Origin of the sequence: Lacihabitans sp. CCS-44, assembly GCF_024343735.1 — a bacterium.
Classification (GTDB): domain Bacteria; phylum Bacteroidota; class Bacteroidia; order Cytophagales; family Spirosomataceae; genus Leadbetterella.
The window spans coordinates 306827-319182 of sequence record NZ_RJUE01000002.1; the positions used below are offsets into that span (position 1 = coordinate 306827).

The 12356-nt window shown below is 37.3% G+C and carries 14 protein-coding genes; 9 read left to right on the forward strand and 5 right to left on the reverse strand.

All coding sequences use genetic code 11. The features are described from left to right. The first annotated feature begins 5 nt into the window (after positions 1 to 5). Positions 6 to 1061, forward strand: a complete 1056-nt coding sequence (locus EGI26_RS02660) for a pectinesterase family protein (protein ID WP_255076161.1) — start codon at positions 6 to 8, stop codon at positions 1059 to 1061. On the opposite strand, the gene EGI26_RS02665 is transcribed toward EGI26_RS02660, so the two are convergent. Then, positions 1042 to 2070 (reverse strand): GntR family transcriptional regulator, encoded by a 1029-nt coding sequence (locus EGI26_RS02665; RefSeq protein ID WP_255076162.1) that lies wholly within the window; start codon positions 2068 to 2070, stop codon positions 1042 to 1044. The genes EGI26_RS02660 and EGI26_RS02665 overlap by 20 nt on opposite strands. A 248-nt stretch (positions 2071 to 2318) precedes the next feature. On the opposite strand from EGI26_RS02665, the gene rhaM reads away from it, so the two are divergent. Beyond that, complete coding sequence (gene rhaM, locus EGI26_RS02670; RefSeq protein WP_255076163.1) at positions 2319 to 2633, forward strand: L-rhamnose mutarotase; 315 nt, start codon at positions 2319 to 2321, stop codon at positions 2631 to 2633. A 416-nt stretch (positions 2634 to 3049) separates the two neighbouring features. Next, positions 3050 to 4399, forward strand: a complete 1350-nt coding sequence (locus tag EGI26_RS02675) for a glycoside hydrolase family 105 protein (RefSeq protein WP_255076164.1) — start codon at positions 3050 to 3052, stop codon at positions 4397 to 4399. 114 nt (positions 4400 to 4513) lie between these two features. Here the strand turns inward: EGI26_RS02675 and EGI26_RS02680 are convergent, their stop codons facing one another. The 4 genes from EGI26_RS02680 to EGI26_RS02695 form a co-directional block, all read right to left on the reverse strand. Next, entirely contained in the window at positions 4514 to 4972 is a 459-nt protein-coding gene (locus EGI26_RS02680; protein ID WP_255076165.1) for a hypothetical protein, read from the reverse strand. Positions 4973 to 5139: 167 nt separating this feature from the next. After that, entirely contained in the window at positions 5140 to 6156 is a 1017-nt protein-coding gene (locus EGI26_RS02685) for an Ldh family oxidoreductase (protein ID WP_255076166.1), read from the reverse strand. An 8-nt stretch (positions 6157 to 6164) separates the two neighbouring features. Continuing rightward, positions 6165 to 6563 (reverse strand): PIN domain-containing protein, encoded by a 399-nt coding sequence (locus EGI26_RS02690; RefSeq protein ID WP_255076167.1) that lies wholly within the window; start codon positions 6561 to 6563, stop codon positions 6165 to 6167. Continuing rightward, on the reverse strand, positions 6544 to 6750 hold the full coding sequence (locus EGI26_RS02695) for a type II toxin-antitoxin system VapB family antitoxin (RefSeq protein ID WP_255076168.1): 207 nt from the start codon (positions 6748 to 6750) through the stop codon (positions 6544 to 6546). The genes EGI26_RS02690 and EGI26_RS02695 overlap by 20 nt, the downstream gene beginning before the upstream one ends. Positions 6751 to 6925: 175 nt before the next feature. Here EGI26_RS02695 and EGI26_RS02700 point away from each other — a divergent pair, with 175 nt between their 5' ends. The 6 genes from EGI26_RS02700 to EGI26_RS02725 all read left to right on the forward strand — a co-directional run bounded on the left by EGI26_RS02700 (position 6926) and on the right by EGI26_RS02725 (position 12331). Next, positions 6926 to 8236, forward strand: a complete 1311-nt coding sequence (locus EGI26_RS02700) for a glycoside hydrolase family 28 protein (protein WP_255076169.1) — start codon at positions 6926 to 6928, stop codon at positions 8234 to 8236. A gap of 508 nt (positions 8237 to 8744) precedes the next feature. After that, on the forward strand, positions 8745 to 9809 hold the full coding sequence (locus EGI26_RS02705; protein ID WP_255076170.1) for a type I restriction endonuclease: 1065 nt from the start codon (positions 8745 to 8747) through the stop codon (positions 9807 to 9809). Between the two features lie 167 nt (positions 9810 to 9976). Further along, the gene (locus EGI26_RS02710) at positions 9977 to 10738 is read left to right on the forward strand and encodes a rhamnogalacturonan acetylesterase (protein WP_255076171.1); all 762 of its coding nucleotides are present in this window, start codon (positions 9977 to 9979) and stop codon (positions 10736 to 10738) included. 102 nt (positions 10739 to 10840) lie between these two features. Beyond that, positions 10841 to 11272 carry a LuxR C-terminal-related transcriptional regulator gene (locus EGI26_RS02715; protein WP_255076172.1) on the forward strand — a complete coding sequence of 144 codons (432 nt, stop codon included), beginning with the start codon at positions 10841 to 10843 and terminating at the stop codon, positions 11270 to 11272. A gap of 79 nt (positions 11273 to 11351) precedes the next feature. Continuing rightward, on the forward strand, positions 11352 to 11864 hold the full coding sequence (locus EGI26_RS02720; RefSeq protein WP_255076173.1) for a DUF4199 domain-containing protein: 513 nt from the start codon (positions 11352 to 11354) through the stop codon (positions 11862 to 11864). A gap of 89 nt (positions 11865 to 11953) precedes the next feature. Beyond that, complete coding sequence (locus EGI26_RS02725; protein WP_255076174.1) at positions 11954 to 12331, forward strand: VOC family protein; 378 nt, start codon at positions 11954 to 11956, stop codon at positions 12329 to 12331. Positions 12332 to 12356 lie beyond the last annotated feature (25 nt).

Here is a 12356-nt window from a genome sequence, read left to right on the forward strand (position 1 = left end):
CATAAATGAAAAATATTCTAATCTTATTTTTACTATTTTCATTTCAATTAAAAGCCCAAACTATCACGGTGGCTAAAGATGGAAGTGGAGATTTTACGTCTATTCAGAAGGCCATTGAAAGCTTTAAGCCAGACAAAGAAAAGTACAAGACCATTTTAATAAAAAACGGTGTCTACAATGAGAAACTTTGGATTGATGTGGCTCGGCATCATTTGGTTTTGAAAGGTGAAAGTACCAAAGGGGTTGTCATTACATTTACTCAAGCAAGAGATATTTGGCGATGCGAAAACCCAAATGATTATGGTGCAGCCACTATCAATGTGATGGCTGCTGACGTGGTTTTTCAAAACTTAACAGTATTAAACGATTACGGATTTAAGGCAAAAGGCGATACTACCATCGCTTGTTTAAATGAAGCAGGAAAAGTAAATCCTTCCACCGTTCAAAACTATGCTTTGCCAAGAGAAAATGGCGAAAAGGACGGCGAGAAAATAGTTAGAAAAGATGGGCATCAATTTGCTTTCAGATCTATGCCCGGTGCAACGCGACTTTCATTTATCGATTGTGTTTTTAGGTCGGGTGGCGGTGATACAGTGAGTCCGTGGGATGTAGAAGGGGGTATGTATTATTTCAAAAACTGCGAAATCGAGGGTCATGTAGATTTGTATTGTCCTCGTGGAAATGCATTGATTGAAAACTCAAAGTTTATTTGTCACAACATGAGTGCAGCCATTTGGCACGATGGTTCGGCCAAAGAAAGTGACAAGACAGTATTAATAAATTGCTCATTTGAAGGCGATAAAGGTTTTAAACTGGGTCGATATCACCGAGAGGCTCAGATGTTCTTGATAGATTGTAAGTTTTCAGAAAACATGGCGGATGCGTCCATTTATCAGTCGGGCGACAGGAAATTGCAGTGGGGACACAGGATATTCTACAAAAACTGCCACCGTGAAAACGGAGATTTTGCTTGGCACAAAGACAACACTTCGTTGAAGAAAAAAGATTTGAATTTCGAAAAAGTATTTGGGCAAAACTGGATTAAGCCGAGCCTCTATTGATGATGTAAAATGGGTTTTTTTCGGAAACAAAGATCTTTTGCAAAACTACTTCTGCGGCTCTACGACCCATGGCCTCAAAATCAGTTGTGATAACCGTGATGTCCAAGACCTCTTTAAGCGTGGTTTCGTTAAACGAAATTATGCCCATATCTCTGCCTAAAACCAACTCATTCTTTTTGGAATATTTTATAACATCGGCTAAGTCGTACTCTTCAATGACTACATACAAAACATTGTTTTCGTGGTCTGCTAGAGCAGATTCTGCTGAAGAAAATACTTTGGCTGAGAGGTTATTGTAAGCACAAAAAGTCCTGAAACCTTTCATTATTTCGGCTGGATAATTGTTATCGTCTGGAAAAATGAGGTAAAGTTTATTGTATTTCTTTATTTTGGTCAAATTCTTCTCAAATGCTGAAAAAATATCTTGTTCAAAATCTTGATAAATAGTGGGAACGTCTTTTAGTTCATGTACGTATTTGTCGAGAAGAAGTAGTTCTGACTTGGGTATTTTGTTCAAAATAGGCAGAAAAACCTCCTTGCTTTCTAGAAAATGTGGCATAACCACATAGAAATTATATTTGCCTAGATTTCTGTCAATAATATCCTCAAATGAATCAGCCGAATAGTTATGTATTTGCAAATCCACGATGCTGTTTTCACCAAGGCCTTTGAGTAAAGCGTAGTAAATCAGCTTTTTGTACGAGCTCATTTTATTCATGACCAACAGGACCCGCATCTTGTTTTCCCTATTGGCTTTTACAAAATACCCTTTGCCGTGCACTGACTCTATAAATCCCAATCTTTTCAGCTCTCTGTAGGCTTTTTCTACGGTATCTCTAGAAAGCAAATGCTCAATGCTCAGCTCGGTGATAGACATCAGCTGGTCATTTTTCTTATAATACCCGCGTTCTATGTCGTTTACGATGGCATTTACAATTTGCTTATACTTAGGGGTTTTGTCCTTTTCGTTGATAGATAATACCCTATTTAGATTCTCCGATTTCTTCATCCGAGGTCAATTAACATTAAATCTATCACAAATTAACCAATATTTTTGAAAGTATGTCTCCTGCACTCTTTTCTTCGCAATCGTTTCCGTAGATTCTTGGTGAGAAACATATGAGTGCAGGATTTGGATATTGCTCGTTATCAACTAAATTGCTTGAAGAATTCAAATTTGATAAACAAGCTTAGCGGTACCTTAAATAAAAAGACTATTCCTAGCGTCATAGTGACCGTGCGGTAAAGAATATTTATATGACAAAACTCGCCTTTAAAATGAAGCTTTTTCCCGGAAAAGTGGAAGAATACCAAAAACGTCACGATGAAATTTGGCCTGAATTGGTGGATTTGCTTCACCAACATGGCATATCTGATTACTCCATATTTTTGGATGAAGAAACACTCAGCCTTTTCGGAGTTTTGAGTGTGGAAGACGAAACCCAAATGGACGAACTTCCGAAAACTGAAATCATGAAAAAATGGTGGGTCTATATGGCCGATATCATGGAAACCAACCCAGACAATTCGCCGGTGAGTGTGAGTTTGAAGGATGTGTTTTATATGAGTTGATTTAGTGATGAGTTCTGAGCTGTACTTGCCTAAAATTGAATTTCTGATATTAACAAAAACCTGACCCAGAAAGGGTAAAATGTGAATAGCTCATGGGTGTAACCCATGGAATTTAATAGTTGACAATCAAAAGAGACCCTGAAAGGGTCAAATCTGAGTAACCATGGGTGAAACCCATGGACAAAGAAATAGAAAAAGCAATATGACCCTGAAAGTGTCGAATCCGAGTAACCAATGGTGAAAGCCATGGAATAGAATAAAGAGAATCAAAAGAGACCCTGAAAGGGTCAAATCCGAGTAACCATGGGTGAAACCCATGGGAAAAAGAATAAAGAGAATCATAATGACCCTGAAAGGGTCAAACAATATTCAGGGAGAAATAAACAACAAAACAATTTTTTTTAAAATCATAAGAAATGAAAATTAAACTATTAATTACTACCTTATTTTTAACAATAAACGCATTTGCTCAACGCAATGTAACCAATGCCAACGACAGCAACACGCCTTTGCATTTGTTACAACCTGACTATCCAGTTCCATACGGAATTCCGAAAGTTGAAGATGTAAAGTCTTCCTTGAACAGGATTTATGAATATCTGAATAGCGTAACTCCCACGGCCTTCGTAGATAGTAGAACTGGCGAAGAAATCACAGATTTATCGAAAATAAACTCCACAACTGCTTTAAAAAAAGGTGATTACAGAATTGTGAGTTATGAGTGGGGCGTAACTTATGCTGCTATGTTGGCAGCGGCAAAAGCCACTGGAGATGATAAGTATAAGAAATATTCCATAGACAGACTAAAATTCATCTCCAATGCAGCACCGCATTTCAAAAAGACTTCAGAAGAGCACGCCGACTGGGCCACGGCTGGGCCATTGAGAGGACTAATAGCTCCGAAAGCTCTGGACGATTGCGGGGCCATGTGCACTGCTATTTTGAAAACTAAAATGGCTGGAGAAAGGCTTGATTCCCAGCTTTTGATTGATACGCACATCGATTACATAATGAAAAAAGAGCATCGATTGAAAGACGGAACTTTGGCTCGTATGCGTCCACAGGCAGATGCACTTTGGCTTGATGACATGTTTATGGGTGTGCCAGCCTTAGCCAATATGGGTAAATTTACTGGTGATAAAAAGTATTATGACGAAGCAGTCAAACAAATTCAATTGTTTCATAATAAGATGTTTAACAAAGAAAAAGGCGTGTATATGCATGGCTGGATACAGGGTATGACAGAGCATCCGCAGTTTCACTGGGCAAGAGCAAATGGATGGGCTATACTGACCAAAATAGAAGTTCTGGACGTTTTGCCAGAAAATCATCCTGGCAGACCGATTATTCTTAAAATGTTAAAAGACCATATAAGAGGATTGGCCAAATATCAGTCAGGCTCAGGTTTTTGGCACCAATTGTTGGACAAAGAAGACTCATATTTAGAGACTTCAGCAACTGCTATATATACCTATTGCATAGCCCACGCCATCAACAAAGGCTGGATAGATAAAATGGCCTATTCGCCCATGGTTATGTTGGGCTGGAATGCAGTTTCTACCAAAATCAATGAAAAAGGCCAAGTGGAAGGTACTTGTGTAGGTACGGGTATGGGTTTTGATCCAGCTTTTTATTACCACCGACCAGTGAGTCCATTTGCTGCTCATGGTTATGGACCCACCATATTTGCGGCTTCTGAAATCATTAATTTATTGAATAACAACAAGTTTGAGATAAATGATAGCTCGGTACAGTTGAAAAAGTGATTTTTTAATTTAAACACATACCCACATAGGGAGCATAGATTTTTAAAATAATCATAGGCATAGCGGATTTATTCACTATGCCTATTTTCATTTTAGGAAAGTTTGTATTTGGGGTTATTTTTTCAAAGCAAATCTTGCTGAAAAACCTAAGTTTGTTACATAAAGACCTGGGTCATTGATGAAGTTAAGTTCGGGTTTCCAGTCCACACTCAGATTAAGTGGAATTTCGGAGAAAGTATGCTCTAATCCAAGAATACCATCCGCACCAACTTGCACATAATTGTCATAATAATAGTGTTTTCTATATCTGTTGGCCGCTCCAGCATGACCGCCCACACCATAATACCACCTCCATTGGCCTGTTGAGAAGGCCTTTTGGTGCCATTCGGCCAGTAAAGTGGCTTTTGCACCATTTCCAAAACTATTCAGTAGAGCCTCCAAAGATGCTTTTTTGCCGTTATTTACTTTGAAGGTGATACCCGGACTGCCGTCAAATCTTGCTCCAAAGGCATATTTGTATTGAGCAGAAGCTGAAAAACTGATAAGTAGAAAAAGAAAAATTAAGTGTTTCATAATTTCAGATTTTTTTTCCAAAATTACGATTACACCTTTTTTTTAGTTTATAAATCTGGTTAAATTTCCCTTAAACTTTGTCTATAAGAATAGTACAAAAAGCCAGTTTTAAACTTTTGAGAATCAAGCAATATTCTAATAATCAATATCTTGTAAACTAAGAAAACTTAAATTGAAATTAAATTTGCCAACTCATCACTAATTTTAATTCCATTCTCCAGATTCCATTTTTTTCTCTCCAAACCCTTTTCTCCAGGCATTCTTACGGGATTTTTGGTATTCAGAGGCGTACTGGCCAAGCATTGATTTTTAAAGAATTCCATTTCTTGAAGGAAGTAATTTTCTCCTGAAAACCTGCTTGGATCTATCACTTGCACAAAAACCGATGCTCCCCAACGCTCGGGACTGCTACTTCTGCCATGGCCGCCCAAAGCACTCGTCATGGCTTCGATCATAATACCTAGGGCGAATCCTTTGTAACCTAAATCCATACCTCCAAGCGGAAGCAGTGTTGAGGGTGGGTTTTCAAAGAACGTTTGCGGGTCGTTTGTGGCAGTTCCGTTTGATTGCAAGAGCCATTCACCACCTAATTTTTCGTTGTTTTTGGCAGCACGATTCACTACGGCATTTGCAGTGGTTGACATGCTGACATCTATCAGTATAGGGTCGGTTTCGGTTGGAATTCCCAATGCCAGCGGGTTGGGTGAATACACTGGTATTTTACCACCGAATGGGGCCACAGTTTTATTTCTCGGGTCAGAGCAGGCTATGATGACCATCAAGTTCTGTCTTGCTATTTTTTCTAAAAAAGCCGCCAAACATGCTATATGATGTGATTTTTGAATAACAACAGTTCCGATTCCATCCTTTCTGGCTATTTCTGAGGCTTTGTCAATGGCTTTTTCTGTCAGCCAAATTCCGGGTAAATATCTCCCATTCCAAGTTTCGGAAGTATTGGTGCTGTTTAGTATTTCATAGGTTCCAGACTTTTCCATTTGCCCAGATTCTAGCTCGTCCAAATACGGTTTTACCAATGCCAAACCATGGGTTGTATGACCAAGCAATTCACCTTCCAACAATATTCGGGCAGTAGATTCGGCTTTTTCAAAATCTAAGCCTTTGGATTGAAAAGCAGCTACTAGTTTTGGTAATAATTCAGTGTATTTGAGAGTAGTATTTTGCATAATGTAAATTAAAATAATATCAACGGGTATTCTTGGGCAATTAAATCGAAGTCAGAGTCATTTTGGACCAATTCGCAATTAAAATATAGAGCATAATAAGCTATTAAACAATCATTTGGCTTTCTGATAGTTATTCCTTTACTCCTAAGGTTTTGATAAATGTTGGCAGCTCCATATGCCGCTTCATAATTGTTTATTTCCAGCAAATTAAGTGCATTTAGGAGTTCATTTACTCTATCAAATTGACTTTTTTGTTTACAGCCTTGCAGCACTTCTTGGTAAACTGTGGGATTTATAAAAACGTCACGATCCACTACCAAATATGAATGCAACAATTCACTTTTTGGAGTCGAAATTCCCCTTATGAAATCTACCCAAATGGAGGTGTCAAAGAGTAGTTTTTTCATCCATTCGCATTTGATTCAAATCTCCTTCCCAAATATTGCTACCCCAAAGCGAGGCCAATTCCTGCTTTTTAATTTTCTTTATCAAGGCTTCTAGAGCAAAGTTGACCATTTCTTTTTTTGTCCTGAGTTTGGTCAAGCTCATGGCTTCTTTTACAAGTATATCGTCAAGTTCAATATTGGTTCTCATAATCAGATGATGTTCATACACAAAAATAGTAAAATTTATACACAAAGAAAATTTGGGGATTTGATATTTGTCAGATTTTGAATTTATTTAAATTTTTGTTCAATCTTACCCTCAACTGCAGGATACCAAATCCGCTTCAGATTTTGTATTTTTGAATAACAATTGATTTCAATAAATGAAGTACCTACTTACGCTATTTTTTGCAACCTTATTTTTGTCGGCAAATGCTCAAAAAAATAGATTTCCCGATGGCTCAAAAATGTCGCCTTGGTTTAGTGATTTTACCAAAACAAAACTCGAAAACCTTGGTAAACAGTATATAGTTACTGAACATGGTGTAAAAAATGATAGCACTTTGATTCAAACAGCTGCCTTACAAGAGGTAATAAATAAAGCCGCTGAAACGGGTGGAGTAGTAGTGATTCCCGAAGGTGCTTTTCTTTCTGGTGCATTGTTTTTTAAACCCAAAACGCATCTTTATGTTGCCGAAAATGCCAAATTGAAGGGTTCGGATAATATCGGTGATTATCCCATAATGCCTTCTCGGATGGAGGGGCAAAGCATCGACTATTTTCCTGCTTTGGTGAACGCCTATGGCGTAGATGGCTTCACGATTTCCGGAAAAGGTACAATTGATGGAAACGGACTCAATTATTGGAAAGCCTTTTGGCAACGACGAAAAGAAAACCCCAACTGTACCAATCTCGAAGTCTCTCGACCAAGGCTGGTGTTTGTTTGGAATAGCAACAATGTACAAGTCCAAGACGTTAAACTGCACAATTCGGGCTTTTGGACGAGCCATTATTATAAATGCACGAATGTCAAAATCTTGGATTTGCACATATTTTCGCCCCACGAACCCATAAAAGCCCCAAGCACAGACGCCATCGATATTGACGCCTGCACCAATGTACTCATAAAAGGCTGCTATATGGCCGTAAACGACGATGCCATAGCACTGAAAGGAGGAAAAGGCCCGTATGCCGACACCGACCCCAACAATGGCAGCAATGCGAATATCCTGATAGAAGACTGTGAATTTGGGTTTTGTCACGCGGCATTGACATGCGGCAGCGAGGCCATCCACAATAAAAATATCATCATGCGAAACTGCAAGGTAAACGAAGCCATGCGTGTACTCTGGCTTAAAATGCGGCCTGACACGCCACAAATGTATGAGTACATAAGCGTAGAAAACGTAAGAGGCAAAGCCCACAGCCTGATATATGTGAAACCTTGGACGCAGTTTTTCGATCTCAAAGGTCGAAAAGATGTGCCATTGTCATATTCCAACCACATCAACCTCACAAACATCGATATGGACTGCAACATATTCTTTGATGTGGCCATAACCGAGTATGACAAACTCTCCAACTTCGCCTTTAAAAATCTAAATGTCAAAACCAAAAACGCGAATATAGACAAGAGCATTGTTAAAGGTTTTTCTTTGAAAAATGTGTTGGTGAATGGGGAGAGAGTGAGGTGAGGTTTTGCTTGTCCGGATTAAACTATTTATATATTTGAAAATACAAATTCTCTGAATTTCTATAATACATGACTAACATTGGCCTGAAAGTTTGACCATCAATGGATATTGGTATATCAATGTTTTTTTGCAAAAACGAAAATCGCATCTTCCGAAAAGCCTGAAAGGCTTTAACACAAATAGCCGTAGGTGCAACCTACGGTATTGGATAGAATAGGAGATAAAAACCCTGAAAGGGTTTAACAATTCGGGGTTATGAAAAATGTAATCGATAGACATCCTTAGGTCTTTTGTAATCATTCAAGGACTTATTCTCCCCAAGCGAGCTCTCATTCATACCCAAGTAGGAGCCACTCGAATTTAGGCTTGTAATGTATTTTTAATGGTAACTTTATCGTAATTTGATAGCTTAAGTTACTTCTTGATCTTTAATTTACTCAGTTCAAAATTTCTCTTTGAGTAAAATATTTTTATCTTTGATTTCTATAAAACTATAAACTAAAAAAACATGGATTTTAAAGACTTAATCAAGCAACTTGGTGAAAGAGTTCACAAACTTAAAGATCAAATATCAACTGAAGAAGCTACGAAGAACGCATTCATAATGCCATTTTTAAATTCTCTAGGTTATGATGTGTTTAATCCTGTTGAAGTTGTTCCTGAATTTGTGACCGATATTGGTACTAAGAAAGGGGAGAAGATTGATTATGCAATTTTTAAAGATGGAATTCCTACCATTTTAGTTGAGTGTAAACACTGGAATCAAAATTTAAATCTGCATGATAACCAACTTCTTCGATATTTTCATGTTTCAAAAGCCAAATTTGGAATACTGACAAATGGAATAACGTACAAGTTTTATTCAGATTTAGTTGAACCTAATAAAATGGATGAAAAACCATTTTTGGAGTTTAATATTAGTGAGATAAAAGATGTTCAAATAGAAGAGTTAAAGAAATTTCATAAATCTTATTTTGATGCTGAAAGTATAATTAATTCTGCGAGTGAACTTAAGTATACAAACGAATTGAAACATCTCATACAGAATGAGTTTAACAGTCCAAGTCCTGATTTTGTTAGGTTTTTTGCCAAACAAGTGTATCCAAGCGTAGTTACTGCTAAAGTTTTGGACCAGTTTACAAATTTGACAAAAAAGTCAATTCAACAATATATTAGTGACTTAATTACTGAAAGATTGAAAACAGCTTTAGACCAAGAGGATGAAAAATCAAAGTTAAATAATGAGGCTGAAACTATTCAAGAAATTGAAGCCTCAGAGTCGAAAATAATCACTACAGAGGAAGAAATTGAGGCATTTATGATTGTGAAAAGTATTATTCGACAAAAAGTTGAGCCACAAAGAATTCATTATAGAGATGCTCAGTCTTATTTTGCCATTCTATTGGATGACAATAATAGAAAGTCTATTTGTAGACTTTACCTTCACTCCAACAGGAAATACATTGGTATAATAGACGATCAAAAAAAGGAAATCAAATATGAAATTAGCAATATAGATAATATTTATGAGTACAGTAATCAAATTCTGAGTTCGCTTGGTAATTTGATTTAATGTTGACTTGAAACCTAATGCGGCAAATAACCTCCCCATTCACCGCAAAAAATGCACCGAATAATTTGTAAATGCGGTGAATAATGATGCTAATCACCGCAAAAGATGCGGGGAATAAATCCTATATTAGATTTCTTAATAAAAACAGTTAAGATTCAACCCAATCAATGAAATATCTATTAATAATTTTAGCCCTTTTTAGCTTCACCCCAAAACCCAAACCCACCCTCTACCTCATAGGAGATAGCACAGTGAAAGCTGGTCAGGGCAAAGGTGAAAACGATATGTGGGGCTGGGGAAGTGTGATTGGGCAGCATTTTGATTCCACCAAAATCAATATCGAAAACCATGCGATAGGCGGTAGAAGTAGCCGAACTTTCTTAACGGATGGCCGCTGGGAACCGATTTTGAATAAGATGAAGAAGGGAGATTTCTTGATCATACAATTTGGACATAACGACGACTGGGCCATCAACGATACCATCAGAGCAAGAGGAAGTATCAAGGGAGTCGGCTTGGATTCTGTCGAAATTGATAATTTGATTACGAAAAAGCACGAAGTGGTACACAGTTTTGGGTGGTATATGAGCAAATATGTCAACGAGGCCAAGGCGAAAGGTGTAGATGTTTTTGTTTGTTCACAAGTACCTTTCAACAAGTTTGAGAACGGAAAAGTAAAACGCCAAGAAGAATATTACCCAAAATGGGCAAGACAAGTATCCGAAAATACCAAGGCACATTTTATAAATTTGAATGAATTGTCAGCCACATTTTACGACAAATTGGGTTTTGACGAAACCAAAAAACAGTATTTCACCCCAAAAGACAACGTACACACCAACCTTGCTGGTGCCAAACTAAACGCAGAAAATGTGGTTCTCGGAATCGAAAACACCAAAAAATCGAAATTAAGAAAGTATTTGAAGTAAATCTGCTCTTGAAGTTTAGAGTAGAAAAATCCGTGGCCCGAAGGATCCGTGTCATCCGTGTGCCAATAGTAAGCATAGAAAATAACCAAAATCTCACTATTTTTGACAAAACAAATAGATTTGAAATCAACCCTTCTGTACGGAATTTCGATGGCCATACTGCTGTTTCTCCTGAAATGGCTCGAACTTCGCTTTGTGGTTTTTGATCATCTTTTTGAAGTTTACGCAGCCATAATCTCTGTCATATTTATGGTGTTGGGGGCTTGGCTAATGCACAATTTCCAACAAAGAAAACTGGAGAAGGAAAATGCAAAACAAGAAATAGTTGCAGTACCCGAGTTGGGGTTGAGCCAGCGAGAAATGGAAGTGCTTGTGTTTATGTCACAAGGATTCACCAACCAACAAATTGCCGACAAACTTTTCCTTTCTATACATACCATAAAAACCCACGGCTCCAATCTTTTCGTGAAGCTAGACGTTAAAAACCGTACACAAGCCCTGGTAAGGGCCAAGGAATTAGAAATTTTGGAATGAAAATCGTAATTTCATACTAAAGTATGAGTGCCGAGAATCTGAAAAACCTGAATATTGCCTAAAATTTAAACCAAAAAATATGAAACAAATTATTTTTAAAAACGGATTGATTGCTGGTCTGATTGTATCAGCTTTTATGGCCTGTTCTATGTTCTATTGTTATAATTCGGGGCATTTCGAAGGTAGCATGCTATTGGGTTATAGTGCCATGTTGGTGGCATTTTCATTCGTGTTTGTGGGCGTCAAAAACTATAGAGACAAGGTTGCCGATGGCAAAATTTCTTTCTTTACAGCTTTCAAGATTGGTATTGCTATAAGTGCTATTGCCAGTACAATTTATGTTTTGGTTTGGGCTTTCGAATACCACTTTTTTATGCCAGATTTTCTAGAAAAATATACGGGAGCGGCAATAGAAAAACTCCAAAAGTCGGATCTAAGCACCAGCGATTTGGAAGCTAAAATAAAGGAAATTGAATCGAGCAAAAGTCTTTATGACAATGTGTTTTCATTTTTTGCCATAACTTTCGCTGAGATTTTTCCCGTAGGATTGTTGGTAACGATAGTCAGTGCTTTTATTTTGAAGAAGAAGTAATGGGTGAAATTTAAAAATTATAACCGGAAACTTCAAATTTGTCATACTCCCCAAATAAATAGAATTAAGTTTTATATAAAATTAAGAAGATGAAAAAAGTAACAGGAATTGGTGGCGTTTTTTTCAAATGCAAAGACCCAAAAACAACTACAGAATGGTATCAAAAACATCTTGGACTCAACACCAATCCATATGGTGCCAGCTTTGATTGGTTTGAAGATTCAGATGGAATAAAAAAAGCTCAGACGCAATGGACTCCATTCAAGGAAACTTCAGAGTATTTTGAACCTTCAAAGAAAGACTTTATGATTAATTATCGAGTCGAAAATTTGGAGAGTTTGCTTGTTGAATTAAAAAAAGAAGGGGTAACTATTCTCGATAACTTGGAAACTTACGACTACGGAAAATTTGTCCATATTCTTGATAATGAAGGGAATAAAATTGAACTATGGGAACCAATTGATTAATCAAATGACAGCTTAATAATTAAAT